The sequence below is a fragment of the Blastococcus sp. SYSU DS0973 genome, from assembly GCF_054051055.1.
This window is the reverse complement of record NZ_JBJHAN010000012.1, coordinates 1-25,359: the sequence shown is the minus strand read 5'-3', so window position 1 is coordinate 25,359 and position 25,359 is coordinate 1. Positions and strand designations below refer to the sequence as shown.

The 25,359-nt window shown below is 73.3% G+C and carries 22 protein-coding genes and 4 tRNA genes; 14 read left to right on the top strand and 12 right to left on the bottom strand.

The window, feature by feature from the left end; genetic code table 11:
• Positions 1-43: 43 nt before the first annotated feature.
• On the bottom strand, positions 44-1,213 hold the full coding sequence (locus tag ACI791_RS16540) for a zinc-dependent alcohol dehydrogenase (protein WP_456587029.1): 1,170 nt from the start codon (positions 1,211-1,213) through the stop codon (positions 44-46).
• A gap of 76 nt (positions 1,214-1,289) precedes the next feature.
• Positions 1,290-1,745, bottom strand: coding sequence for a hypothetical protein (locus ACI791_RS16535; RefSeq protein WP_456587028.1), 456 nt, complete (start codon positions 1,743-1,745; stop codon positions 1,290-1,292).
• Positions 1,746-1,858: 113 nt separating this feature from the next.
• On the opposite strand from ACI791_RS16535, the gene ACI791_RS16530 reads away from it, so the two are divergent.
• Entirely contained in the window at positions 1,859-3,655 is a 1,797-nt protein-coding gene (locus ACI791_RS16530) for an acyl-CoA dehydrogenase (protein ID WP_456587027.1), read from the top strand.
• Between the two features lie 66 nt (positions 3,656-3,721).
• On the opposite strand, the gene ACI791_RS16525 is transcribed toward ACI791_RS16530, so the two are convergent.
• Positions 3,722-3,901 (bottom strand): hypothetical protein, encoded by a 180-nt coding sequence (locus ACI791_RS16525; RefSeq protein WP_456587026.1) that lies wholly within the window; start codon positions 3,899-3,901, stop codon positions 3,722-3,724.
• A 184-nt stretch (positions 3,902-4,085) separates the two neighbouring features.
• Between ACI791_RS16525 and ACI791_RS16520 the strand changes: the two genes are divergently transcribed.
• A complete protein-coding gene (locus tag ACI791_RS16520; RefSeq protein ID WP_456587025.1) occupies positions 4,086-5,594 on the top strand; it encodes an MFS transporter in 1,509 nt (502 codons plus the stop codon).
• A gap of 116 nt (positions 5,595-5,710) precedes the next feature.
• A complete protein-coding gene (locus ACI791_RS16515) occupies positions 5,711-6,751 on the top strand; it encodes a YihY/virulence factor BrkB family protein (RefSeq protein WP_456587024.1) in 1,041 nt (346 codons plus the stop codon).
• A gap of 166 nt (positions 6,752-6,917) precedes the next feature.
• On the opposite strand, the gene ACI791_RS16510 is transcribed toward ACI791_RS16515, so the two are convergent.
• A complete protein-coding gene (locus ACI791_RS16510; RefSeq protein WP_456587023.1) occupies positions 6,918-7,625 on the bottom strand; it encodes a hemerythrin domain-containing protein in 708 nt (235 codons plus the stop codon).
• 123 nt (positions 7,626-7,748) lie between these two features.
• Here ACI791_RS16510 and ACI791_RS16505 point away from each other — a divergent pair, with 123 nt between their 5' ends.
• From ACI791_RS16505 to phaZ, 3 genes are all read left to right on the top strand, one after another.
• Complete coding sequence (locus ACI791_RS16505) at positions 7,749-8,930, top strand: acyl-CoA dehydrogenase family protein (protein ID WP_456587022.1); 1,182 nt, start codon at positions 7,749-7,751, stop codon at positions 8,928-8,930.
• Positions 8,931-9,147: 217 nt separating this feature from the next.
• Positions 9,148-10,911, top strand: coding sequence for a PHA/PHB synthase family protein (locus ACI791_RS16500; protein ID WP_456587021.1), 1,764 nt, complete (start codon positions 9,148-9,150; stop codon positions 10,909-10,911).
• Positions 10,895-11,719 carry a poly(3-hydroxyalkanoate) depolymerase gene (phaZ, locus tag ACI791_RS16495; RefSeq protein ID WP_456587020.1) on the top strand — a complete coding sequence of 275 codons (825 nt, stop codon included), beginning with the start codon at positions 10,895-10,897 and terminating at the stop codon, positions 11,717-11,719. Before ACI791_RS16500 ends, phaZ begins: the two co-directional genes overlap by 17 nt.
• A 10-nt stretch (positions 11,720-11,729) precedes the next feature.
• On the opposite strand, the gene betT is transcribed toward phaZ, so the two are convergent.
• Positions 11,730-13,706: a choline BCCT transporter BetT gene (betT, locus tag ACI791_RS16490; RefSeq protein ID WP_456587019.1), complete on the bottom strand. Its 1,977-nt coding sequence runs from the start codon at positions 13,704-13,706 to the stop codon at positions 11,730-11,732.
• 245 nt (positions 13,707-13,951) lie between these two features.
• On the opposite strand from betT, the gene ACI791_RS16485 reads away from it, so the two are divergent.
• Positions 13,952-14,092 (top strand): hypothetical protein, encoded by a 141-nt coding sequence (locus ACI791_RS16485; RefSeq protein ID WP_456587018.1) that lies wholly within the window; start codon positions 13,952-13,954, stop codon positions 14,090-14,092.
• A gap of 65 nt (positions 14,093-14,157) precedes the next feature.
• On the opposite strand, the gene ACI791_RS16480 is transcribed toward ACI791_RS16485, so the two are convergent.
• The 3 genes from ACI791_RS16480 to ACI791_RS16470 form a co-directional block, all read right to left on the bottom strand.
• The gene (locus tag ACI791_RS16480; RefSeq protein WP_456587017.1) at positions 14,158-15,015 is read right to left on the bottom strand and encodes a hypothetical protein; all 858 of its coding nucleotides are present in this window, start codon (positions 15,013-15,015) and stop codon (positions 14,158-14,160) included.
• Complete coding sequence (locus ACI791_RS16475) at positions 15,005-15,229, bottom strand: hypothetical protein (RefSeq protein ID WP_456587016.1); 225 nt, start codon at positions 15,227-15,229, stop codon at positions 15,005-15,007. The genes ACI791_RS16480 and ACI791_RS16475 overlap by 11 nt, the downstream gene beginning before the upstream one ends.
• Positions 15,230-16,154: 925 nt before the next feature.
• Positions 16,155-16,227, bottom strand: a tRNA-Lys gene (locus tag ACI791_RS16470).
• Between the two features lie 418 nt (positions 16,228-16,645).
• Here ACI791_RS16470 and ACI791_RS16465 point away from each other — a divergent pair.
• Complete coding sequence (locus ACI791_RS16465; protein ID WP_456587015.1) at positions 16,646-18,145, top strand: malate:quinone oxidoreductase; 1,500 nt, start codon at positions 16,646-16,648, stop codon at positions 18,143-18,145.
• A gap of 831 nt (positions 18,146-18,976) precedes the next feature.
• Here ACI791_RS16465 and ACI791_RS16460 read toward each other — a convergent pair.
• Positions 18,977-19,852: a Rieske 2Fe-2S domain-containing protein gene (locus ACI791_RS16460; RefSeq protein WP_456587014.1), complete on the bottom strand. Its 876-nt coding sequence runs from the start codon at positions 19,850-19,852 to the stop codon at positions 18,977-18,979.
• Positions 19,853-20,054: 202 nt separating this feature from the next.
• Here ACI791_RS16460 and ACI791_RS16455 point away from each other — a divergent pair, with 202 nt between their 5' ends.
• The 3 genes from ACI791_RS16455 to ACI791_RS16445 are packed head-to-tail and all read left to right on the top strand — an operon-like array spanning position 20,055 to position 22,523.
• Positions 20,055-20,573, top strand: a complete 519-nt coding sequence (locus tag ACI791_RS16455) for a GtrA family protein (protein WP_456587013.1) — start codon at positions 20,055-20,057, stop codon at positions 20,571-20,573.
• Between the two features lie 54 nt (positions 20,574-20,627).
• Positions 20,628-22,166 (top strand): metallophosphoesterase family protein, encoded by a 1,539-nt coding sequence (locus tag ACI791_RS16450; RefSeq protein ID WP_456587012.1) that lies wholly within the window; start codon positions 20,628-20,630, stop codon positions 22,164-22,166.
• A 24-nt stretch (positions 22,167-22,190) separates the two neighbouring features.
• Entirely contained in the window at positions 22,191-22,523 is a 333-nt protein-coding gene (locus tag ACI791_RS16445; protein WP_456587011.1) for a hypothetical protein, read from the top strand.
• A gap of 24 nt (positions 22,524-22,547) precedes the next feature.
• Here ACI791_RS16445 and ACI791_RS16440 read toward each other — a convergent pair whose 3' ends face one another.
• Positions 22,548-23,183: an AMIN-like domain-containing (lipo)protein gene (locus tag ACI791_RS16440; protein WP_456587010.1), complete on the bottom strand. Its 636-nt coding sequence runs from the start codon at positions 23,181-23,183 to the stop codon at positions 22,548-22,550.
• An 84-nt stretch (positions 23,184-23,267) separates the two neighbouring features.
• On the opposite strand from ACI791_RS16440, the gene ACI791_RS16435 reads away from it, so the two are divergent.
• The 3 genes from ACI791_RS16435 to ACI791_RS16425 all read left to right on the top strand — a co-directional run bounded on the left by ACI791_RS16435 (position 23,268) and on the right by ACI791_RS16425 (position 23,526).
• Positions 23,268-23,340: transfer RNA gene (locus ACI791_RS16435), tRNA-Glu, on the top strand.
• Positions 23,341-23,354: 14 nt separating this feature from the next.
• Positions 23,355-23,428: transfer RNA gene (locus ACI791_RS16430), tRNA-Asp, on the top strand.
• Between the two features lie 24 nt (positions 23,429-23,452).
• Positions 23,453-23,526 (top strand) — tRNA-Phe (locus ACI791_RS16425).
• Between the two features lie 47 nt (positions 23,527-23,573).
• Here ACI791_RS16425 and ACI791_RS16420 read toward each other — a convergent pair.
• Positions 23,574-24,602 carry a hypothetical protein gene (locus ACI791_RS16420; RefSeq protein WP_456587009.1) on the bottom strand — a complete coding sequence of 343 codons (1,029 nt, stop codon included), beginning with the start codon at positions 24,600-24,602 and terminating at the stop codon, positions 23,574-23,576.
• A gap of 163 nt (positions 24,603-24,765) precedes the next feature.
• Positions 24,766-25,182 carry a hypothetical protein gene (locus ACI791_RS16415; RefSeq protein ID WP_456587008.1) on the bottom strand — a complete coding sequence of 139 codons (417 nt, stop codon included), beginning with the start codon at positions 25,180-25,182 and terminating at the stop codon, positions 24,766-24,768.
• Between the last annotated feature and the right edge of the window lie 177 nt (positions 25,183-25,359).

The window sequence follows — 25,359 nt, the reverse complement described above, 5'->3', positions numbered from 1 at the left end:
CTCCCGGGAGGGCCGTCGTCGGTCCGTGTCCGGCAGCCGGACGTCAGGGTTGGAAGACCGCGCGCACGCAGCCGTCCTCCTTCTCCTTGAACAGGCGGTACCCCTCGGGCGCTTCGGTCAGCGGCATCACGTGCGTGGCCAGGTGCTCGGTGACCAGCTCACCGGCCTCCATCCGGCGCAGCAGCTCCGGGATGTAGCGCTGGGCGTGGACCTGCGCGCCCCGGATCGTCAGCCCCTTGTTCATGGCTGCGCCCAACGGGAACTTGTCCACCATCGCGGCGAAGACCCCGAGGGTGAACACCGTGCCGCCCTTCCGGCACGCCATGATCGCCTCCCGCACCGCGGTCGGCCGGTCGGTCTGCAGCCGCAACTGCTGCTTGACCTGGTCGTAGATGCCGGGCGCCCCCGGGGCGTGCGCTTCCATCCCCACGGCCTCGATGCAGACGTCCGGGCCTCGCCCGCCCGTGCGCTCGCGCAGCTCCGCGATGACGTCGGTGGCCGTGTAGTCCACGGCCTCCACCCCCACGTGGGTGCGCACCTGCGCCAGCCGCTCGGGGATCCGGTCGATCACCACCACCTGCTCGGCGCCGAGCAACGTCGCCGCGCGGGCTGCCATCTGCCCCACGCCGCCGGCACCCCAGACGGCGACCACGTCGCCGGGCTTTGTCCCCGCGAGGTCGGCTCCCATCCACCCGGTCGACGCCGCGTCGGAGGCGAACAGCGCCCGGGTGTCGGAGACGCCGTCGGGCACCACGAACGTGCCGACGTCGGCGTAGGGCACCCGCATGAACTCCGCGTGGCTCCCGGCGTACCCGCCCATCGCGTGCGAGTAGCCGAAGCAGCCGCCCGGGCTCTGGCCCCACAGGCCCTCGGTGATGCCGGGGTTGGGATTCCCGTTGTCGCAGAGGGAGTAGAGCTCCTGCCTGCAGTACCAACAGCTGCCGCAGGCCGCGAACGGTGCCACGACGACCCGGTCGCCGACCTTGCGGTCCCGGACCTCCTTGCCGACCTCCACGACCTCGCCGATGAATTCGTGCCCCATCACGTCACCGGCGCGCATGAACGGGATGTACCCGCCGATCAGGTGCAGGTCGGAGCCGCAGGTGACCGACTGGCTGATCCTGAGGATCACGTCCCGGTCGTTGAGGAGCTGCGGCTCCGGGACGTCCTCCACCGACACCTCGTTGACCCCGGTCCACGTCGCGGCCTTCACAGCGCCCCCCGTTCGCTCCTGCGGATCGCTCCGCTCCTCGCTCGTTCCTCGCTGCGGTGCTCATGATCCTGTCCGCTCACAGGACACCCTCCTTCGGTGCCTGCTCGGTCATGCCCTCCAGGGCCGCGCCCTGAGGCGTCGGCTCCCGGTGGCCGTGCGGCTGCGGGTCCACGCGCAGCACCTCACCGGTCTCCAGCCGCTGCTTGGCCTCGCGCAGGGCGGCCCGCAGCTCACCGATCTCGTCGTCCGACGGTGTGTCGCGGAAGCGGGCCGCAAGCTCGGTGCCCTTGTCCACCGGGGCAGGGAGGATGCGCACCTCGAGGCGGTCGCCGAAGCGGTCCAGCGGAGGCGGCGGGGACACCGCGGAGCCGACCTGGTCGGGCTTCTTCAGCACGGTGACCGCCCGCCAGCGGCGGGCGGCGGTCGCCGGGTCGTCGGTGACCGAAGCCTGGCCGACCCCGGGCAGTCGGACGTGCTGGAGTGTGCTCAGCAGGGCACCTCCCGCGCGGCTGACGATGGCAGGTAGTTCCACGGGTGCTCCTCGGTCGACGGCGGGCCCCCGCCCTACCCGCAGTGCTCCGGGGAGCAACCGGCCTACTGTGAGGCGGTTCGCACCGCCCCGGAGACCCGCGCCCTGGAGACCTCGTGCCGTCGTCGTCACTGATCCTGTCCCGCCGTGACCTGGACTTCCTGCTCCACGAATGGCTCGACGTCGAGTCGCTGACCAAGCGGTCGCGCTTCACCGAGCACTCGCGGGAGACCTTCGACGCGGTCATGGACCTCGCCCAGCAGATCGCCACCGACCACTTCGCGCCGCACAACCGCACGGCCGACGAGAACGAGCCGCACATGGTCGACGGCAAGGCCGTGCTGATCCCCGAGGTCGCCAAGGCCCTGAAGGTGTTCACCGACGCCGGCCTCATGGCCGGGTCGTTCGACGAGGAGTACGGCGGCATGCAGCTGCCGCACACCGTCGGCCAGGCGGTGTTCGCCTGGTTCAAGGCGGCGAACGTCGGCACGTCGGCCTACCCGTTCCTCACCATGGGCAACGCGCGACTGCTGCTCGCCCACGGCAGCCGGGAGCAGATCGACACCTTCGTCCGGCCCGAGCTCGAGGGCCGCTGGTTCGGCACGATGGCGCTGTCGGAGCCGCAGGCAGGCTCCTCGCTGGCCGACATCACCACCAAGGCGGTGCCGCAGGACGACGGCACCTACCGGCTCAGCGGCAACAAGATGTGGATCTCCGGCGGCGACCACGAGCTGACCGAGAACATCGTCCACCTGGTCCTGGCCAAGATCCCCGGCGGTCCGCCCGGGGTGAAGGGCATCTCGCTGTTCATCGTGCCGAAGTTCCTGGTGAACCCGGACGGGAGCCTCGGCGAGCGCAACGACGTCGTGCTGGCCGGGCTCAACCACAAGATGGGCTACCGGGGGACGACGAACACCCTGCTGAACTTCGGCGAGGGCGTGCACACCCCGGGCGGGCAGGCCGGCGCGGTCGGCTACCTGGTGGGCGAGCAGCACCGCGGCCTGACCTACATGTTCCACATGATGAACGAGGCCCGGATCGGCGTCGGGGTGGGCGCCACGGTCCTCGGCTACACCGGCTACCTGCACGCGCTGGAGTACGCGCGCACCCGCACCCAGGGCCGGCCGGCGGGCGCGAAGGACCCCGCCTCGCCGATGGTGCCGATCGTCGAGCACACCGACGTCCGCCGGATGCTGCTGGCCGCCAAGTCCTACGCCGAGGGCGGCATGGCGCTGGGCCTGTACTGCGCGCGGCTGGTCGACGAGGAGCAGACCGCGCAGACCCAGCAGGAGCGGGAGCGCGCCCACCTGCTGCTGGACATGCTGACCCCCGTCGCCAAGGCGTGGCCCTCGCAGTGGGGGCTGGCCGCCAACGACCTGGCGATCCAGGTGCACGGCGGCTACGGCTACACCCGCGACTACCCGGTCGAGCAGTTCTACCGGGACAACCGGCTCAACCCGATCCACGAGGGCACGCAGGGCATCCAGTCCCTGGACCTGCTCGGCCGCAAGGTCGTCATGAAGGGTGGCGCCGGGCTGGCGCTGCTGGGCGAGACGATCGGGGCGACGACGGCCCGCGCGGCCGGCACCGAGTGGGCGGGGTTCGCCGCCGACCTCGACGCAGCGGTCGCGCGCATGGGCGCGGTCACCGCCACCCTGTGGGGCACCGGCGACCCCGAACTGGCGCTGGCCAACTCGCACGTCTACCTGGAGGCGGCCGGCCACATCGTGGTGGCCTGGCTGTGGCTCGAGCAGGCGCTTGCGGCCGAGGGGGGCACCGGCGCGTTCTACGAGGGCAAGCGCGCGGCGGCCCGCTACTTCTGGCGCTGGGAGCTGCCGCGCACCCGCGGCCAGTTCGACCTCCTGGAGTCGCTGGACCGCACGGTGCTCGACACCCCTGCCGACGCGCTCTAGGTACAGCACGGCACGGCGCCCCGCCACTCCGAGGAGTGGCGGGGCGCCGTCGCGCGTGGTGCGGGACTAGGCCCTGACGGCCTCGGAGGCGGAGTGCCGCGCGCTCGAGGCGCGGGTGGCGGCCCGCTGCTCCTTCTCGTACCGGGCGGTGGACTGGGTGCCCATCGCGATGACCAGGGCCGTCAGGACCAGGAAGCCCAGCAGGGTCACGGCCGGCCACAACATCATCAGATCGATCTCCTCCACTACCGTCGGATACCACCGCCGGGTCAGGGGCGGCAGCACGTCGTCGAGGCACTGTGTCCCCCGTTCGACCCCGTCTCAATCGTCCCGTGCGGCACATCACCTGACCGAGTGTGAGCAGAAGCACACCGCTTGGTCGGGCAACCGCGCCGTCCGGGCGTGCTGGTGGCCGTGGTTGCATCAGGGCGTGTCCGAGCCCACCGCCGCGGCGGCCCCCGCGGGCTCGGGGACCCGCCCGGCGGTGCTCGTCCTGGCCCTCTCACTGGGTGTCACCACGCTCTCGCTCCTGCAGAGCCTCGTCGTCCCGTCGCTCGGCCGGATCGAGGACCAGCTCGGGATCTCCGCCGGCGCCGCCGGCTGGGTGCTGACGGCGAACCTGCTCGCCGCGGCCGTCCTCACGCCGGTCCTGGGCCGGCTCGGCGACCTCAAGGGCGAGCGGCCGGTCATCCTCGGCATCCTGGCCGTCGTCTCGCTCGGCACCGTCCTGGCCATCGTCACGACGTCGCTGCCGGTACTGCTCGCCGCACGGGTGCTGCAGGGCGCCTCCTACGGGCTCTTCCCGCTCTCGATCAGCGTCCTCCGGCGGGAGCTCCCGGAGCGACGGCTCAGCGTGGCGATGTCGGTGGTCAGCAGCACCCTGGCCGTCGGCGGCGTCGCCGGTCTGGTCGCCACCGGCCTGCTCACCGGCGACGGCGGCGACTACCGGCACCCCTTCTGGATCGGCCTCGGCGTCGCGCTGCTCTCCCTGGCGCTCACGGCGTGGCTGCTGCCCGCCCGCCCGGTGGCCGGCACCGGCCGTGTCGACTGGTGGGGGGCGATCGTGCTCGGCGCCGGCCTGGTGCTGCTGCTCCTGCCCGTCTCCCAGGGCCACACCTGGGGGTGGGCGTCCCCGGCCACGCTCGGCTGCCTCGCCGGTGCGGTCGCCGTGCTGGCCGGCTGGGTCGTGCTGCAGCGCCGGACTCCTCACCCCCTGGTGCGGCCGGCGATGCTCGCCGACCGGCGCACGATCGTGCCCAACCTGGCCGGCCTCATGACCGGCGTCGCGCTGTTCGCCTCGTTCCTCGCCGTCCTCCAGTACGTGCAGTCGCCGCCAGAGGTGACCGGCTACGGGTTCGGCGCGGGTGTGCTCGAGGCGGCGGTGGTGTACCTGCTCCCCGGTGGGGTGCTCGGGATCCTCGTCGCGCCCTTCGCCGGCCGGGTGGTCACCCGCTTCGGCGCGCTGCCGACGCTCGCCGCGGGGGCGCTGTCCGGGGTCGCCGGGTTCGGCGTCCTGGCCGGCCTGCGTGCGGAGCCGGCGTGGGTGATCGTCGCCGGCGTGCTCACCCAGCTCTCGGTCACCGTGGCCTACGCCGCCCTCCCCGCGCTGGTGGTCGACGCCGTCGAGGAGGAGGAGACGGGCGTCGCGAACGCGGTGAACTCCATCGCCCGGTCCACGGGCCAGGCGCTGGGCAGCACGCTCGCCGTCACGCTGATCGCCGGCAGCCTCGACCCCGCCACCGGGCTGCCCCGCGCGATCGCGTTCACCCTGGTGGCGGTGATCGGCCTGGGCGCCTCCGCGGTGGTCGTCGCGGTGGCGCTCCTGGGCCTGCGCGCCGACCGGCGCAGCGGCGCCGGGCACCGCCGCGACCCGCTGACCGACGTGGAGCAGGCCACCGCCGGGGCCGGCGAGTGGTCACCGGTCTCCGGCATCCGCTGACGGCGTCAGCGATGCCGGAGTACTGCGGCCGAACCGTTACCGGCGAGTCCGGCATGGATTGCGATCGTCCGGGGCATCGAGGGAGGCGACCGCTCCCGCCTCCCGGAGGACTCTTCATGGCCCGATCCACCGGCTCGTCCGGCCGCACGACGGCTGGGACTCCCTCCGCCGGCAACCGCGCCGAGCACGATCCTGCCCCGCAGGACGACAACATCAGCGGCACGCGGTCGGACTACGCGCCCACCGGCGCGGACCCGAAGCCCACGACGGGCGGAACGATCAAGCGCACGCTGAAGGAGTTCAGCGAGGACGACCTGACCGACTGGGCGGCCGCGCTGACCTATTACGGCGTCCTCGCGCTGTTCCCCGCGCTGACCGCGCTGGCGGCCATCGTCGGCATCTTCACCACTCCGCAGCAGCTCACCGACGCGCTCACCGCGGTGGTCCCCCAGTCCGCGGCGGAGACCCTGAACCCGGTGATCCAGCAGATCGCGGGGAGCAACAGCGCGGCCGGCTTCGCCCTGGTCCTCGGTCTCGCCGGTGCGCTGTGGACGGCCTCCGGCTACGTCGGCGCGTTCACCCGAGCGGCCAACGTCGTCTACGAGACGCGCGAGGGCCGCAAGATCTGGAAGCTCAAGCCGTTGCAGCTGCTGATCACCTTGATCGGCATCCTGTTCGCCGCTCTCATCGTGGCGATGCTGGTGCTCAGCGGCCCGGTGGTCGACGCGATCGGGCAGGCCATCGGCCTGGGCAGCACCGTCCTGACCGTCTGGTCCTGGGTCAAGTGGCCGGTCATCCTGGTTCTGCTGGCGCTGATGATCGCGGTGCTCTACTACACGACCCCGAACGCCAAGCTGCGCGGCTTCAAGTTCGTGAGCCCCGGCGCGGGCGTCGCCATCCTGGTGGCGGTCGTGGCGTCGGCCGCGTTCGCCTTCTACGTGGCCAACTTCGGCAGCTACAACGCCACGTACGGTGCGCTGGCCGGCGTGGTGATCTTCCTGATCTGGTTCTGGCTGGTCAACCTGTCGCTGTTGTTCGGCATCGAGCTCGACGCCGAGGTGGAGCGCACCAAGGAGTTGAAGGAGGGCGTGCCGAGGGCGGCGAAGGAGATCCAGCTGGACGCCCGCGACGAGCCCGACGACAAGCAGACGACGTAGGCGCCGGCGCACGGACGCCGAAGTCCCCCTCCCGCAGCGGGAGGGGGACTTCGGCGTTTGCGGGGGCGGTGGGCGGTGGGCGGTCACCGACCGGGCCCTCGTGCGGAGAACGGGGGCCCCGGGACGTCCGCTCGGGCCCCGTGCCCCGCACGAGGGGGTGCCGCGCTCAGCGGCTGGTCGGCGACCGGTCCCCGCGGCGGGACAGGGGCACCCGCTCCACCACGCCGGCGACGGCGGCCAGCCCCTTGCTCACCGCGCGCCCGGCCGGCACGAACCGGTCCGGCGCCCGGCGCACCCCCGCGTCGACGGCGTCGCGCGTGCGGTCGATCAGCGACAGCGGCAGCCCCGACAGCGCGTTGCCCGGCGGGCGGCGGGAGACGGTGGGGTGCGGCCTGGTGGGGGAGATCCGCGCCATGAGCGCCCAGCGGCGGCCCAGCGCCCGCAGCTCCTCGGGGGTGAGCTGCTCCTGCAGGCGGGGGAAGAGCACGTCCTCCTCGTCCCGGACGTCCTCGCGCAGCACCTCCACGAGGCGAGCGAGCCGGGCGGGACGCTCCGGGTGGTCCAGGCCGTCCCGCTCGAGCGCGCTGACCAGCTCGTTGACCTCCTGGTGCTCCCGCTCGATCCGCAGGGTGAGGGCGTCGCCGTCGGGCAGGACCCGGCGGATGACCGGCCACAGCACCGTCTCCTCGGCGAAGGCGTGGCTGAACACCAGCCGGTCGATGCGCTGGAGCACCTCCTCCTGGTCGGCGCCGGTGGCACCGTCGAGCTCGTGCAGCATCCGGTCGAGCTGCATGTGGTCGCGGCGCTGGCGGACGAGCACGCTGCCTCGGCCGCCCAGCTCCTCGACGGTCTGGTCGGCGATGGATCGGGGCACAGGGACACCTCCGGGTCTCGAGTTCGCTCCGTGTCTGCCCGGGCGCCCGTTCCCGCATGCCTGGTTGCGCCCGGGGCGTCCGGGTAGGTGCGGACCACCGTCCGCAGCGCCTGGAGGCAGCACATGAGCGACCGGTCGACGATCACGTCGGACTTCTACGACCTCGAGGCCCTCCTCGACGAGGACGACCGGGCGCTGCTGCACCGCGTGCGGAGGTTCATGGACGAGCAGGTCGAGCCGATCATCAACGAGTACTGGACGCGGGCCGAGTTCCCGCGCCAGCTCATCCCGGCCATGGCCGAGCTGGGCATCGCCGGCACCTCGATCCAGGGGTACGGCTGCCGGGGTCGCTCGCCGTTGTTCGACGGGATGATCTCCATGGAGCTGTCCAAGGGCGACCCCTCGATCTCCACGTTCATGGGAGTCCACGGTGGCCTGGCCATGGGGTCGATCTACCTCTGCGGCTCCGAGGAGCAGAAGGAGCGCTGGCTGCCGGCCATGGCCCGCATGGAGCTGATCGGCGCGTTCGGGCTGACCGAGCCCGACCACGGCTCCGACGTCGCCCGCGGCCTGCAGACGACGTGCCGGCGGGACGGCGACTCCTGGGTGCTCGACGGCGAGAAGAAGTGGATCGGCAACGCCAGCTTCGCCGACCTGATCATCATCTGGGCCCGGGACGTCGACACCGAGCGGGTGCTGGGCTTCGTCGTCGAGCAGGGGACGCCGGGCTTCACCACGGTGGACCTCGAGGACAAGATCGCGCTCCGCGTGGTGCAGAACGCGCACATCACCCTCGACGGCGTGCGGGTGCCCGAGGAGAACCGGCTGCAGGAGGCGCACAGCTTCCGCGAGACGGCGAACGTGCTGCGGACGACCCGGGCCGGTGTCGCCTGGTCCGCCGTGGGCTGCTCCCGCGGCGCGTACGAGCACGCCCTGCGCTACGCCATGGACCGGAAGCAGTTCGGCCAGCCCATCGTGGAGTTCCAGCTGGTCCAGGACCTGCTGGTCCGGATGCTCGGCAACATCACGTCCTCGGCGGCGATGTGCGCCCGGCTCTCCCACCTGCAGGAGGTCGGGACGATGACCGACGAGCAGGCCTCGCTGGCCAAGGCGTTCTGCACCATGCGGATGCGCGAGACCGTCGGCTGGGCCCGCGAGCTGATGGGCGGGAACGGGATCCTGCTGGAGAACCACGTGGGCCGGTACGTGGCCGACGCCGAGGCCATCTACTCCTACGAGGGCACCCGTGAGGTCAACACCCTGATCGTCGGGCGGGGCGTCACCGGCGCCAGCGCCATCGTCTGACGACGGCGCTACTGGCGGCCCCACCACGCGCGGGCCGCCTCGGCCGTGGTGCGCCCTGCGGCCCGTCGACGACCAGGTCACGGCCGGCGACGCCCCATCCACGTCCTGGGACCGCCCTGCCGGGCACGCCGCGCTGTGGTTCAGTGGGAGAGGTCACAACCGCGCCTCGGGGGACCGCATCGTCGTCTCCGCGGGGCAGCGTCGAAGGAGACCATCGATGGCCCAGCCCGCGACCGAACCGGCACGATCCGCGTCGACCCCGCCGCCCGGGCGCCCCGATGCTGCCCCTGCTGCGGGCACGCCCGAGGAGGCGGCCGAGGCGGCGATGGGGCTGGACATGCTGCTGGTCGACGCCGCCCGTGGGCCGCTGCGGCGGATGGTGCCGCCGGCCGGCACCGCGCTGCGGTTCGGGTCGGCGCTGGTCCGGAGACCCGACGTGCTGGCCCGACGCGGCGGAGAACTGGTCCGCGAGCTGGGCAAGGTCGTGGTCGGCCGCTCCGAGCTGGAGCCGGGGAAGAAGGACAAGCGCTTCGCCGACCCGGCGTGGCGCGGCAATCCGCTGCTCAAGCGGAGCATGCAGGCGCACCTGGCGACGGCGCGGCTGGCCTGGGAGCTGATCGAGGACGCCGATCTCGACTGGCAGGACGACGAGCGCATCCGGTTCACCGCGACCAACCTGGTCGACGCGCTGGCCCCCAGCAACGTCCCCGGGCTCAACCCGGTGTCGCTCAAGGCGGTCATCGACACGGGCGGGGCCAGCGCCATCAAGGGCCTGCGGCGATTGATCCGCGACCTCGCCAGCCCGCCTCGGGTACCGACCATGGTCGAGCCCGACGCCTTCACCGTCGGCGAGGACCTGGCGGCCACCCCCGGCGCGGTCGTCTTCCGGACCGAGGTGTTCGAGCTCATCCAGTACCGGCCGACGACGGAGACCGTCCGGCGCCTGCCGCTGCTGATGGTCCCCCCGACCATCAACAAGTACTACGTCGCCGACATGGCACCGGGACGCAGCATCGTCGAGCACTACGTGTCCGCAGGCCAACAGGTCTTCATGATGTCCTGGCGCAACCCCGACCAGCGGCACGCCGACTGGGACCTGGACACCTACGGGCAGGCCGTCCTCGACGCGATGGACGCCATGGAGCAGGTGACCGGGAGCGAGCAGGTCGCCGTCCAGTCGATCTGCTCCGGCGGCATCATCACCGCGATGGTCCTGGCCCACCTCGCCGCGACCGGCCGGCAGGACCGCGTGGCTGCCGCCAGCTATGCAGTCACGGTGCTCGACTGGTCGCGTGCCGGCACCATCTCGGCGCTCATGGACGAGGAGGCCGTGCGGGCCGCCACGGAGAAGTCCCGCAAGAAGGGCTACCTGGACGGCGCCCAGCTGGCCGAGGTGTTCGCCTGGCTGCGACCCAACGACCTGGTGTGGAACTACTGGGTCAACAACTACCTGCAGGGCAAGCCGCCGCCGAACTTCGACATCCTGTACTGGAACGCGGACACCACCAGGATGGCCGCGGCGCTGCACCGGGACTTCATCGACGTCGCGGTCGGCAACACGCTGACCGAGCCGGGGAAGGCGACGATGCTCGGCACGCCGGTCGACCTGTCGAAGGTGACGGTCGACTCCTACATCACCGCAGGGATCGCCGACCACATCTGCCCCTGGCAGTCCTGCTACCGGAGCACCCAGCTGCTCGGTGGCCAGAGCCGGTTCGTCCTGTCCACCAACGGCCACATCGCCTCGCTGGTGAACCCGCCCGGGAACCCGAAGTCCACCTTCCAGGTGGCGAAGTCCACGCCGCCGGACCCCGATCGGTGGCTGGCGCAGGCCGAGACGGTCAAGGGCTCCTGGTGGCCGGACTTCATGAGCTGGCTGGGCGAGCGCTCCGGCGAGGAGGTCCCGGCGCCCCGCGAGCTGGGCGGGAACGGCCTGGAGGTGCTGGCCGAGGCCCCGGGGACCTATGTCTTCGACAAGTGAACCCGGCGTCGTCCGCACCCTGACCGTCGGCGGGCGGACGCTGCGGGTCGCCGTCCGGCCCGGTACCGACGACGAGGTGCCGGCGCTGGTGCTGATGAACGGCATCGGCGCGAGCCTGGAGGTGCTGCAGCCGCTCGTCGACGCGCTCGATCCCCGGCGCACCGTCATCCGGTTCGACGTGCCCGGGGTGGGCGGGTCACCCCGGCCCGTCCTTCCGTACGTGCTCCCGACGCTGACGCCGGTGGTTGCCGGGCTGCTCGACCGGCTCGGGCACACCGGGCAGGTCGACGTCCTGGGGCTGTCGTGGGGCGGCGCCCTGGCCCAGCACTTCGCCCTCCAGCACCGGCGGCGCTGCCGGCGGCTGGTGCTCGTCGCGACGGGCACCGGGACCCTGATGGTGCCCGCGCACCCGCGGGTGCTGGCACGGATGCTCACCCCGCGGCGGCACCGCGACCCGGAGTACGCGCGCGAGGTCGCCGGCCTGATCTACGGCGGCACCATGCGCACCGACCCCGGGCGCGCCGCGGCCGCGCTGCACACGCACACCCGGGTGGGGCCCCGGCGCGGCTACTACTACCAGCTGGCGGCCAGCGCCGGCTGGAGCAGCCTGCCGTTCCTGCGGCTCATCCGGCAGCCCACCCTGATCGTCGCCGGCGACGACGACCCGATCATCCCGATGGTCAACGCGCGGGTCATGGCGCGCCTGCTCCCGAACGCCCAGCTGCACGTCTACCGCGGGGGGCACATCTCGCTGGTCACCGAGGCCGACGAGCTGGCCCCGGTGATCGAGCGGTTCCTCGACGGCTGACCGGCGTGGCTCAGCCGGCGTGGGTCCGGCTCGCCAGGTGCTCCGCGTACTTCTGCAGGACGTCGTCGATCAGCTGGGCGTGGGTGTAGTTCATGACGTCGTAGCCGGTGACGTGCGCGCCATCCCCGGGCTCCAGCCGCACGTCGAGCCGGGAGTCCGCCGCATCGGCCGGGCGCCGGGCCTGCTGGCCGGTCTGGATCCGATAGCGGAACGGGGCGCCGCCGTCCACCTCTGCCGTCAGCTCCACGGAGCGGTTCCCGGAGTCGTCCACGACCCAGCGCGTCTCCGACGCCAGGTCGCGCGCCCGCAGCTCGGCCGCCACCTCGTCCAGCGCCGGCCGGGCGGTCTCGGAGAGGTACTGCGCGGCCCGCTCCCGGCCGCTGGGCACCGGCCGGCGCCGGCGCAGGCGGTCCCGACGCCGGGCGGCGGGGCGGCGGGAGGGGCCGACCCCGTGCCGGAGGGTGGCCCGGTCGGCCTCGTTCCGCAGCGCCCGGTAGAGCCCGACCATGACCAGCAGCATCACGAAGCCGAACGGCAGCCCCATGATGATCGTCGCGTTCTGGAGCGCCGGGACACCGCCGACCACGAGCATCGCCGCGGTGAGGACCCCGGTGGCGACCGCCCAGACGATGCGAACCCCGGCGGCCGCGTCGTCCTGCGGGCGCTTCAGCCGTGAGGACAGGTTCGCCATCACCAGGGCGCCGGAGTCGGCGGAGGTCACGTAGAACAGCAGCCCGACGAACGTCGCGATCGAGGCGATGAACGGAAAGGCCGGGTGTTCCGCCAGCAGCGTGTAGAAGCCCCGCTCCGGGGTGTTCATCGCCGTCTGCCCGAACGCGTCGTTCCCCTGCCGGATGAGGTCGATCGCACTGTTCCCGAAGATCGACACCCACATGAGGATGTAGCTGAACGGGAGCAGCAACGTGCCGGCGACGAACTGGCGGATCGTCCGTCCGCGCGAGATGCGGGCGAGGAAGAGGCCGACGAACGAAGCCCAGGCGATCCACCACGCCCAGAAGAACAGCGTCCACCCGTTCAGCCACTCGTCCGGCCGGTCGTAGGCGAAGGTGTCCATCGTCCGGCCGGGGAAGCTGCTCACGAAGTCGCCGACGTTGAGCACCAGCCCGTTGAGCAGGAACGCGGTGTTGCCGGTGACGAGGATGAAGGCGGCCAGCCCGAGGGCGAGGACCACGTTCAGCTGGGACAGCCGCTTGATCCCGCGGTCCACCCCGCTCACCGCGGAGACCGTCGCCACCGCCACGGCGAGCGCGATCAGCCCGATCTGCGCGGCCCGGCCCTCGGGGATGCCGAAGAGCACGGACAGCCCGTAGTTCAGCTGGACGACGCCGATGCCCAGCGACGTGGCGACGCCGAAGATCGTGCCCAGCACTGCGGCGATGTCCACGGCGTCGCCCATGCCTCCGTGCACCCGCCGGCCGAAGATCGGGTAGAGCACGGAGCGGATGGCCAGCGGCATGTTCATCCGGTAGGCGAAGTAGGCCAGCGCCATCCCCATCAGCGCGTACATGCCCCAGCCGTTGACGCCGTAGTGGAACAGCGTCCAGACCGTGGCCTCGCGGGCCGCGTCGACCGTCTCGCCCGCACCGACCGGCGGTGCCAGGTACTGGGTCACCGGCTCGGCGACGGCGAAGAACATCAGATCGGTACCGATCCCGGCGGCGAAGAGCATCGACGCCCAGGCGAAGGTGCTGAACTGCGGAGCGGAGTGCTCGGGGCCGAGTTTCACCCGCCCGTACCGGGAGAAGGCGATGGCCAGCACGAAGACCAGCACGGCCGTCGCGAAGGCGATGTAGAACCAGCCGAACCACTCGGACGTCCAGCCCACCAGCGAGCCGATCGTCCCGGCGGCCGAGGTCGGGCTGGCCATCGCCCACAGCGCGACGGCGAGGACGCCGGCGACCGATCCGTAGAAGACCCGGCGCTTCAGTCCGTTGCCCTGCTCACTTCGTCCGCTGTCCTGGTCCACCGGGCGGATGGTGGCACACCCGGCCGCCTCCGGCAGCGTGACCTCGTCCGTGCGGTTCAGCGCGTGCGGCCACCCGGGCGTGCGGCGAGGATCCGCCGGCCCCGGCTCCATCGGTCGGGTTCGAGCCCGTACTCCCCGGAGGGTGAGGACCGCAGGCCCGACCTCCCGGGGAACGCACAGCTGCGCCGGACCGGAATGTCAGACCCCGCCGCGACCTTGGGGGCACACCGCTGCAGAGGAGTTCCGTGAGCACCGTCCCCGCCAGAACCGATCGCTCGACCTCGGTCGGCCTGCCGCCCGCCGGCCCCCGGCTGCCGGCGCGGCTGCGCCGCCGCCCGGTCCTCGTGGTGCCACCGGCGCTGGACGACGCCGCGCGCCACCCGTGACCCTGCGGTGCCGGGGGGTCCCGCCGGCACCGCACCCGGCCTGGGCCGGGTGCACGTCGTCCGCCTCAGCGGGCCGGGCCCCTCACGAGGTGGCACCCGGTGTCGCCGAACTCCTCGACGGAGAAGCCCATCTGCTGCAGGACGGTCCCGACGGCGGCGGTCATCGTCCGCTGCACGGCCGCGTCCATCGCCGCGCCGCGCACCTGCTGCAGGCTCATCCGGTCGTGTTGGCGCCAGGTCACGAGCACGCCCGTGCCCGCGGGGTGCGGCGTGACGCAGACCCCGCCGCTGGCCCCGCCGGCCGGATCGACCCCCTCGCAGTCGTGCAGCGGCAGGCCGGCTTCGAGCAGCGCCGCGGTGACGTCCACCGCGACGGTCGTCAGCGCGTCCTCGTCGTCGGTCATGAACGGGGTCCAGTCCTCGGGCAGGCGGTCCAGCTGGCGGCCGAGCTCGGCCAGCCATTCCCGCTCCTGCGACGACTGCCGCCGGACCACGCCGCCGTCGGCGCGCCGGGCGCCGTGCACGACCTGCGCGGTGTCGGGCAGCTCCTCCGCGAAGAGCGCCCAGTCGGCATCGAGCCGGTCGGCGAACGGCCCGGCCACCGCGACGCCCCCGGGCTCGTCGACCAGCCACCAGCCGGTGGCCGACGGGCCGTCGGCGAGGTGCCGGCCGGCCGGGTGGGTCGCCAGGCCGACCGCGGTCCGCTCAGCCGCCGGCTGCTCGGGGCCCGCTCCCTCGACGGCGCGGACGGCGCCGGTGCGTGCGGGTGGCTGCGCGGCGGTGACCGCCCGCTGCGCCGTCTGCACGCCGTTGCGCTCGAACTCGTACCGGGCGGTCGAGCTGGCGCCCAGGGCGACGACGACGGCGATCAGCGCGCCGCACCCCACCAGCGGAGCCAGCACGGCCATCAGCTCACCAGGCACGCCACGCTCCCTGCGGGCCCTCGCCCCAGGCCGATGCCCGGCGCGACCACTCCTGGACCCGCGCGGCCCACCCCGGCCCCGGCGTGCCCGGGGTCGCGGGGACGGCGGCCGGCTCGTCCACCATCAGGTCGAGCAACAGGGCCAGGGCCTCGCCGTCGGGCACCTCGCGGGCGGAGGTGGACGGCTGGTGGAGCGGTACCACGGTGGCGTGCACAGGGACTCCTCGCTGTCGTGCTCCGCGACTGGGGAAGCGCCGCGGACGACCCGAAGGCTAGGTCCGGTGGCAGGGCCCGACGGCTGCTCCGGACACCTCCGGACGGCGCCCGTGTCCCATTCGTTGCACGGCGCACCCCGGGCGTGCGACGACCCTTCTCGGAAGGCGACGACCTGTCGACAAGACGCCCGCTCCCGAGCGTGGAATGCCGCCGCGGGCGCCCGGTCGTCCCCGCGGGATCCGGACGCGCTCGCGTGTCGTGGCGTGCCAGACGGGGCCGCGGCGTCCCTGACCCCCCGCTTCATCGGCACCTGCCGCGAGGGCCGCACCGTGTTCCCAGGCGCGGGCGTCGATGTGGTCGCTGGGACCACTCCCCCGACCTGCTGGCCCTGCTGGCGGCCGCAGAACCCCTGCTCGCCGCCACCGGCGACGCGGTCGCCCGCTGCCCGGGCTACGGCGAGCAGGCCAGGTACTGGCCGCCGCGGGTTCCGCTCCTCAGCCCGGGGAGTAGCTCGTCAGGACCACGAGCCGCCGCGTCGCCCGGGTCATGGCGACGTAGCGGTCGACCGCGCCCCCGATTCCGTTCCTGAACCACTCCGGGTGGATGAGCACGACCAGGTGGACCCCAGGCCCTTCGCCGGCACCGGGCTCAGCGAACGGACAGACGCCGTCGGCCGGAACGACGGATCGCCGATCGCTCAGGCGGTGCCCGCGGCGTGCCCCGCCAGCCAGCCGCGAGGAGCCGGTGCAGCCACTCGGCGTCGCCGACCATCGTCTCGCGCAGGTCCTCGCGGCGCAGGCTCGTCATGAGCAGCAGCTCGGCGCCCGGATCGGGGGATGCCTGCGGCTTTCGCTGGCCGCATTCGGACGAGCCGGTCCCGGAACCGCCCCTGATCAGCGAACATGCTGGTCAGGGGGCTTCACGTGGGCCCCGTGGGGATCGAACCCACAACCCGCGGATTAAAAGTCCGCTGCTCTGCCAATTGAGCTAGAGGCCCGGCTGGGCGTGGAACCACGACACGCCTGAGGCGTCTCGCGTTCCTCCACCCGCGGGAAGGCTACCGCCGGCGTCTCGCCCAGCCACTACGCTCGCCGGACGGCATCGCCGGTGCCCGGCCAAGTGGAGCAGCAGGCCGTTCAATTGGACGACTGGGTGCGCGGCGTCGGGTAGCCGGCCGTCGACGACGGCGTGACTTCCACGCCGCGACTCCGCGAGGGCCGCCCAGCGCCGGGTGAATGCGGACACACCGGCCCGCGCATGGGACCCGTCGGTGCCGGTCATAACCTTGAGGCGCCGCACCGGCCGATCGCGGTGACAGACCTCATACGCCGGCGGTCGCATGTACCGGCCGATTCCCGCCGACGATCGATGGGGGGCGCTGCAGCGCCTCGCCGAGCACAGCCAGAGAGGCAGACGTGACTTCCGAGCGCAGCGTTCCCGACAGCGCGAACCCCGACGTCGTACTCGTCGGGGGCGGCATCATGAGCGCCACCCTGGCCCAGCTGCTCGGAGTCGTCGCCCCCGAGTGGAGCGTCGCGGTCTTCGAGTCCGGCAAGGTCGTCGCCGGAGAGAGCTCGGGCCCCTGGAACAACGCGGGCACCGGGCACGCCGCCCTCTGCGAGCTGAACTACACCCCCGCGGGCCCCGACGGCCGGGTCGACCCGACCAAGGCCCTCACGATCAACGAGCAGTTCCAGATCTCCCGGCAGTTCTGGTCGCACCTCGTGCGCGGCGGGATGACCGGCTCGCCCAAGGACTTCATCTCCCCGGTTCCGCACATCAGCTTCGTCACCGGTGAAGAGGGCCGCAGCTACATGCGCGCCCGCCACGCCGCCCTCGCCGCCCAGCCGCTCTTCGAGGGCATGGAGTACAGCGAGTCGCAGGCCGAGATGGCCGACTGGCTCCCGCTGATGATGAAGGGCCGCGACCCCGAGCAAATCGTCGCCGCCACCCGCTCGGCCGCAGGCACCGACGTCAACTTCGGGGCCCTCACCCGCCTGATGCTCGACGACGTCGCCACCCGCGGGGTGAACGTGCACGTCAACCAGCGGGTGGACGCGCTGGAGAAGGAGAGCGACGGCCGGTGGAAGGTCACCGTGCGCGACACCGTCTCCGGTGAGCGTGTGACGGTGCGCGCCCGCTTCGTCTTCGTCGGCGCCGGCGGTGGCGCTCTGCCGTTGCTGCAGAAGGCAGGCATTCCCGAGATCCGCGGCTTCGGCGGCTTCCCGGTGAGCGGGATGTTCCTGCGCACCCGCTCGCCGGAGCTGGTGGGCACCCACCAGGCCAAGGTGTACGGGCAGGCGGCCGTGGGTGCGCCCCCGATGTCTGTGCCGCACCTGGATCTCCGCCTGATCGACGGCGAGTACTCGCTCCTCTTCGGCCCCTACGCCGGATTCTCGCCCAAGTTCCTCAAAGCCGGCTCGATGTTCGACCTGCCCAAGAGCGTCAAGCCGAACAACCTTGGATCGATGCTGGGTGTGGCGCGCACCGAGTTGGCGCTGACCAAGTACCTCATCGGCGAGCTGGTGCAGTCGCGCTCCGCCCGGCACCGCACCCTCCAGGGGTTCGTGCCCACCGCCGAGCAGGCCGACTGGGACATGGTCACCGCCGGTCAGCGGGTGCAGGTCATCAAGCAGGACCCCGAGAGCGGCAAGGGCGTCCTGCAGTTCGGCACCGAGCTGATCGTCGGTGGCGACGGCAGCATCGCCGGCCTGCTCGGCGCCTCCCCGGGTGCCTCGACCGCCGTCTCGGCGATGCTCACCCTGCTGGAGCGCTGCTTCCCGCAGCGCATCGACGCCTGGCGCCCCATGCTGCAGACGGCCATCCCTTCCTACGGCCATGCGCTGAACGACGAGCCGGCGCTGCTCGAGCAGGTCCGCTCCGAGACCATGAAGACGTTGGAGCTCAACGGCTGATCCGCAGGAGGCCGCCTCCAGCGGTCCGACACGACCCGGCATCCGCGCCCGGGCGGCAGGTCCGCACGCAGACCTGCCGCCCGGGCGTCGTCACAGCACGCCAAGCACGAGCAGCAGGATCAGGGTCAGCACCGCCGACAGGAGCAGCGATCCGAGACAGCCGAGGCGGCTGGAGAACAGGAAGAACATCCCGGGTGAGTGCCCCTGACGTGGTGCCCGCCACACCTCGTGTGCGCCGTGTCACCTACCCTGACACCGGACCACCCGTTCAGGGGATCGCGGGCGCCCCCGGCCGTTACGTACCGTCATCATCGTTCCGGTCGGGGGCGCGGTACCGCACTCCTGTCCGCCGCATCGTCCGCCCAGCGCTCCGGCGTCCGGCGGGAACGACCCCGGCCCGGCTGACCCGTTCCCCCCGGGGCAGCCGGGCCGGCCTCTTGTCCGGCCCCGCTCAGTCCGCGCGCCGGCGCACCCGGCCGACCCGGTCGGTGAGCGCCGCGCGCAGGCCGTCGTCCGCGGGGAGGTCCACCACCGCCGTCGGGCCGTCGCCCACCCGCATCGCAGCGGGACGACGTAGAACTGCTCGGCCTCCGGGACCACATGCCGATCGCGGGTGGCCACCGGGGAGCGCACCGCGCTGTCGGCCGTGCTCGCGCCGGGCCCGCAGCTCCAGGGCACCTGCGCCGCCACGGCGAGCCGGACGCTGCCCGCCACGCGCTCCAGGACCACCTCGTCCCGCCCTCCACGGCGGTGAGCGTTCGCCGGGCCGTCACGTCGTCGTCGGGACGGACGACCGTGAGCCGGGCGGCGGCGGGCCCGTTGCCGGCCGCGTCAGCGGTGGCGGCCCGGTATCCGCGCCATGACCCGGCCGGCCTCCATGCGCACCTCGAGCTTCTCCTGCGGGTTGGCCGCCGGGCCGCGCCGCGGTTCGCCGTTGTCCAGGTCGAACGCCGAGCCGTGCCACGGGCAGACCAGGCACTCGCTGCCCCGCACGGTCTCGACCGCCCCCTCGTCGAGCGGGCCGGACATGTGCGAACAGGCCGCGACGAAGACGTCGACCCGCGCCCCGCGGCGGACGGCGGCCAGCGGCACCGCCATGCTGCTGCCCTTCCCGGTACGCATCGCCGGCCGGCCCTCCGGCAGGTCGTCGAGCGGGCCGAGATCGATCCAGTCGGTGCTCAGCGCACGCACGGCGGTCGCCGCGTGCGAGGCGCCCGAGGACTGGGCGTAGGACATGTGGCCACCGATGGCGGCCGAGGCCCCGGCCAGGCCCAGGCCCGAGTAGGAGAGCACCCGGCCCAGCGTGCCCCGCCCCGCGCCCCGCGCCGCGAGGGAGCCGACGTACAGGCCGAGCGCGGCGGTGTTCATGACCGCGTGCAGCGCGCCGAGCCGGCGGACCCCGCTGCCCTGCTCCGACCAGTCCGCGGCACCGGCCAGCGCCGCGGGGACAGCGGCGGCGACGCCGGTGCCGATCAGCATCGTGGCGGCCGGCCGCAGCGGCGGCACCGCGTCCAGCAGCCCCGCGGAGACCCAGCTGCCGACCGGGACCTGCACGAGGACCGGGTGCAGCGGGTGGCCCAGCCACGTGCCGTGCAAGATGTCCTTGACCGCGCTCGGCATGCCCTGGACGGCGCGTCGCGCGGGCTCGATGGCCTTGTCGAACGCCGACACGTCCGCGATGCGGTCCAGGAACCCCATGAGACTCATGCGCGCCCCCTACCCGCCTTGCCCGTGCATGACGCACGGGCAAGGCCGACACCGCCAGCCGGTGATCCACAGGCAACCGTGAGCAAGGACACGGGTGAGCCACAGCCGCCACCGGCATGTTCGGTAGTGACAGGGGTTATCGCCAAGAGGAGCCTTGACCCCGCTCACCTCTGCCGCTCCCCATCCACCCGAAGGACACCCCGTGACCTCCCCGTCCCTGCTCCGCCGCAGCCAGGCTGCCGACGGCGTCGGCGAGCTGGTGCGGACCCCGGCGCAGGAGGGGCGGACGCCGACCCCGCGGCTGACCGCACGGCTGCACGAGAACGACACCACCGCACAGTTCCTGCGGTTCGTCCTCGTCGGCGCCGTCACCACAGGGGTCTACGCGGTGCTGTTCGTCGGCGTGCACGGGCGGGGCTACCTGGCGGCGCATCTGGTGGCCACTGCCGTCTCCACGGTGCTGGCCAACGAGCTGCACCGGCGGCTGACCTTCCGGGCCGACGAGCGGGTGCACTGGTTCACCGCCCAGTGGGAGGCCGGTGGCGTCACCGTCATCGGGCTGCTGGCCACCAGCTCCGCCCTCGGCTGGCTGAACGCCGTCATCGACGGCGCCCACCCGTGGCTGCAGATCGCCACGGTCGTCGTCGTCACCGGCCTGGTCGGCCTCCTGCGCTTCCTCGCCCTGCGGTGGATCTTCCGGCCCGAACCGGCCAGGGACTGATCAGGCCGCCGCGCCGACCCGAGGCCGGCATGGGCGACCGCTAGCGTGGGCGCGGTGACCGAGCCGACCGCGACGACGTCCCCGTGGCCGGACCGCGCCCGGACGGCCGGACGCTGGGCCGCGCGCGTCGCCCTCGCCCTGGGTGGTGCGCTGATCGCCGTCCTGCTGTTCGCCCGGGTCTCCGCGCCGATCGGCCCCTTCGACGCCACGCTGGCCTTCCGGCCGGCCTCCGGCGGCGCGGAGGTCGCCGTCCCCCCGCTCGGCTCGCTGGCCGTGGACGCCTACGACGGGCCGCTGCGGCTGGACATCTCCCTGCAGAGCGTCGACCAGGCCCGCGCCCAGGCGCTGGCCAGCGACCCGGTCCGGCTGGCCGGCGTCGTCGACCGCGTCACCGAGAACCTGCAGTCGGCCGTCGTCCGGCTGGTGTGGGTCACCGTGCTCTGGGCGCTGGCCGGCGCCGCGCTGACCACGTGGGCGGTGCTGCGACGCCGCCGCGAGCCGCTGATCGCCCTCGGCGTCACCACGGCAGTGCTGGCCGCCACCGGGGCCGTGGGCGTCGCCACGTGGCGACCCGAGGCGCTGTCCCAGCCCACGTACACGGGTCTGCTGGTCAACGCCAACAGCCTCATCGGGAACGCGCAGGACATCGTCACCCGGTTCGACGCCTACCGGGCGTCGCTGGAGGACCTGGTGGCCAACGTCGGGACGCTGTACGCGACGCTCTCGGCCCTCCCCAGCCCCACCGGGACCGACGACTCGGTGGCCCTCCTCCACATCTCCGACATCCACCTCAACCCCGCCGGCTTCGACCTGGTGCGGCAGGTCGTCGAGAAGTTCGACGTGGACGGCGTCCTGGACACCGGCGACCTCACCGACTGGGGCAGCGAGCCGGAGAACCGGCTGATCACCTCGGTGGGCGACCTCGACGTCCCCTACGTCTACATCCGCGGCAACCACGACTCGGCCACGACCGCGAGCATCCTCGCGGCGCAGTCGAACGTCACCGTCCTCGACGACTCGAACGTCAGCGTCGCCGGGATCCGCATCATCGGCGCCCCCGACCCCCGCTTCACCCCGGACAAGAGCACCGGCGACGACGAGGCGGGCGAGGACGTGCTGGTCCAGTCCGGAGAGGAACTGGCGGAGTACGCCGGCACACTCGCCGAGCAGCCGGCGATCGCGCTGGTGCACGACCCGAAGCAGGCACCCCCGCTGGACGGCGTCGCCCCCCTGGTGCTCGCCGGCCACACCCACGAGCGCACGGTCGAGAAGCTCTCCGAGGACACGCTGCTCATGGTGCAGGGCTCGACCGGCGGCGCCGGTCTGCGCGGCCTGCAGGGCGAGTACCCCGAGCCGCTCACGTGCACGGTGCTCTACCTCGATCCGGTCACCGGCGCCCTGCTGGCCTACGACGAGATCACCCTGGGCGGGCTCGGCAGGACCGAGGTGACCGTGCAGCGCACGATCGTGACGGCCGAGGACCCGGCGGTCACCGACGGCGCTGCGGTGCCGCCGGCCGAGGACGGCGCGATGGTCCCCCCCAGCCCCGCTCCCGCCGGCGACCCGGTGGCACCAGCGTCCCCTGCGGGCTGACCGACGGACCCTAGGCTGAGACCCATGACGTCGACGACCCCTGCCACCCGGCTCGCCGGAGGGCTGCTCGCCGGAGGCCTCTCCCTGGCCGCGTTGACCGGCTGCTCCTTCACGTCCCAGAACGTCTCGTGCTCCGCCGGCAGCTGCACGGTGACGCTGACCGGCGACGGCGCGCAGGCCGAGATCCTCGGCACCACGCTCTCCTTCGACGGCGTGCAGGACGGGCGGGCCTCGCTCAGCGTCGGCGGGAACAGCGTGTCCTGCGGCGAGGGTGAGGGCGTGGCCGCCGGGCCGCTGCAGATCTCCTGCTCGAGCGTCACCGACGACTCGGTGAAGGTGACGGCCAACCTCAGCTGACGACCGCTGCGCTCGGCCACCGGTTCAGTCCGGGTGGACCACCTCGACGACGATCCGCTCGGGGCCCTGCAGCGCGTACACCCTGAACGGTAGGCGGTCGCGCGTCCCGACGAACGCCGTCGTGACACCCTCGAAGGTGGCCGCGAACGCCACCTCGGTCACCGCTTCGGTGCCCGGGGCGGCCAGGGGGCCGGAGGATGTGAACTCCTCGACGCCGGTGTCGTAGGGATATCCGGCGCCCGTGATCCGAACCTGCAGCACGGCCTCCCCGGGCAGGTCGATCGCCCGCCCGCGACCCGGTTCGGTGGCCTGCTCGACGTAGCGGACATCCCACCCCGGCGTGCCGGTGCCGCGGGCCTCGAAGACCACCCGGTCGTACCCGTCGTGCGCCGCCACTCGCACGTCACGGACGGTGACGCGCGCGTCGGCCGACGGGTCGGCGGTCTCCGGCTCGGTGTCCGCGCCGGACGGGGCCGCCGCGGTCCCTGATGCGCCCAGCGTGCCGTGGGCCTCCGACGGCGGGACAGAGGCCGCCGAGCTGCTGGTCGCCGGCTCGGCGGGGAATGACGTCTCGCCGACGTCAGCGCCCCCGGCGCAGCCGGCGAGGACCATCAGCGAGGCCACGACGGCGGGGACGAGGACGTGAGGATCAGCGCGCACGGGACACAGACTCGCATCTGGGGACCCCCGGTCGGAGGAGGCGCGAAGGGCATGTATTGTTCTCGCTGCCCCCGGCGAACACGAGCCCCCATCGTCTAGCGGTCCAGGACGCCGCCCTTTCAAGGCGGTAGCACGGGTTCGAACCCCGTTGGGGGCACGCACCACCAGTAAGGCCCTGTAGCGCAGTTGGTTAGCGCGCCGCCCTGTCACGGCGGAGGTCGCGGGTTCGAGTCCCGTCAGGGTCGCTCTCCGGCGGAGAACGCCGGGAGGGGCAGGTAGCTCAGTCGGTACGAGCGCTCGCCTGAAAAGCGAGAGGTCGGCGGTTCGACCCCGCCCCTGCCCACACTCTTCTCCGCACGGGCCCGGCATCGCGCCGGGCCCGTCGTCGTCTCAGGCCCAGCTGCGGTCCGCCGCCACCCGCGCGTAGACCTCCGCATGCACCTCCTGCACGGCCGCCCGCTGCTGCTCGCGCCACGTGCGGTCGGCCGGCCGCGGCATCGGCCGGGTGAGGGCTGCACCGATCGCGGCGGCCAGGGACACCGGGTCCGGACCACCCTGCTCGTCATGGGCGTAGGGCACGACCTCCGACCACTGGTCGACGAACCAGCCGCAGCTCGGTGCCACCACGCGGGTGCCGACGTCGCGGCAGATCTCGACGTCACGCGAGTGCGTTCCGCACCGCTCCGGCAGCACGGCCACGTGCAGCTGCTGCAGCGCAGCCGCCCGCTCGTCCTCCCGGTAGGGGACCAGCTCCACCTGCCCGTCGACGGCCAGCGCGACGATCGCCGGGTCCAGCGCCGGGACGCCCACCTCGTCGACCAGGACGCGCAGCCGCCCGCCGCCGGAGACAGCGCCCGAGAGCGCTGCCCGCACCAGCGCCACCGGGTCGGGGACGGCGCTCGACGCCGGCCCCATGCACACGCCGACGAGCCCCCGCTCCGCCCCGAGCTCGGGGTCGGCGGCGGCGATCGAGGGGTGCGCGACCACGATCGGGGTGCGTCCGTACCGGTCCAGGATCTCGTCGGCCGCGCCCGGCGTGAGCGTCAGCACGACCTCCGCCGTGCCGAGCACCGCGGCCAGATGGGCGTCGTGCCGGCCCGGGGAGACCTCGTCGGCGTCGCGCAACTGGTGGACGGTGACGACCAGCGGTACGCCCAGCCGCTGCAGCTCCTCGGTCCACCTCACGAGCTCCGCGGTGTCCACGTGCCCGTAGCCGGCGTGCAGGTGCACCACGTGGACCTCGTCGGCGTGGGCCGTCAGGTGGGCGAGGTCCAACCACGGGCTGGGCTCGGTGGCGTCTCCGATGCGCGATACCCCCGGGGGCACGACGGCGTCGACGTACGGGTTGCTGTGCGGGATCGTCGCCACCCGGATGCCCGTGGCGGGCAGCCCCGGGGGCGGGAGTTCGGCAGGGGTCACGCGCGGATGCGTCTCCTCGTACGGTCGAGCGGTCAGGATGCTGCCGCTCGACATCTCAGGGACCGGCCGCGGTGCTCGAGCCCGTCGCCTGAGCCTGCTACCCCGACACGGTCGAGGCCAACCCGTGACCCACTCCATCGGGTGAGCCGGTGCGTCCGGTGCGTCACGTGGTCGAGGGGCGCCCCACGTCGCGGGCGGTGGCGTAGGCGGGCTCCCGGAAACGTGCCAGCGGCCCGTCGGCCGCCAGGCCCGGCGGCGCGTTGCGAACGGCGTCGAAGCGAAGCGCCGGCTCCGGCGGCCGGTGCGCGCCGATGGCCCGCAGCGTGGCGAACGGCCGCCACCCCCCGTGGCCGATGGCGGCCGCCAGCGTGAAGGCGACGGCGCCGCGGTCGGCCGCCCCGGCCACCGGTCCGGGGTCGGACAGGATGCCGGCGCGCTCCGGGAAGGCGGCCAGCCGCACCGGCCCGGCGGCGGACCGGTAGGCCATGATGGAGCCGTAGGTGGCCGCCGCATCCGACCGGAGCACCGGCAGGAACCGGGTCAGCCGCCCGCTCCCCGTGGTCGACAGCAGCAGGTCCACCGGGGCGCCGTCCCCGCCGGGCAACCGGATCGCCAGCCCGAGGACGTCGGGTAGGGGGGGGGGGGGGGGGGGGGGGCGGGGGGGCCGCGGCGCCCACCCCGCCCCCCCCCCCCCCCCCCCCCCCGCGCCCCCCCACCCCGCGCACCCCCCCCCCCCCCCCCCCCACCCCCCCCCCCC

Excerpts from the sequence above, each read along its gene's own strand:
- ACI791_RS16460 (WP_456587014.1), bottom strand. The coding sequence starts at position 19,852 with ATGAGTCTCATGGGGTTCCTGGACCGCATCGCGGACGTGTCGGCGTTC.
- ACI791_RS16505 (WP_456587022.1), top strand. The coding sequence starts at position 7,749 with ATGAGCGACCGGTCGACGATCACGTCGGACTTCTACGACCTCGAGGCC.
- ACI791_RS16445 (WP_456587011.1), top strand. The coding sequence starts at position 22,191 with ATGACGTCGACGACCCCTGCCACCCGGCTCGCCGGAGGGCTGCTCGCC.
- phaZ (WP_456587020.1), top strand. The coding sequence starts at position 10,895 with ATGTCTTCGACAAGTGAACCCGGCGTCGTCCGCACCCTGACCGTCGGC.
- ACI791_RS16515 (WP_456587024.1), top strand. The coding sequence starts at position 5,711 with ATGGCCCGATCCACCGGCTCGTCCGGCCGCACGACGGCTGGGACTCCC.
- ACI791_RS16500 (WP_456587021.1), top strand. The coding sequence starts at position 9,148 with ATGGCCCAGCCCGCGACCGAACCGGCACGATCCGCGTCGACCCCGCCG.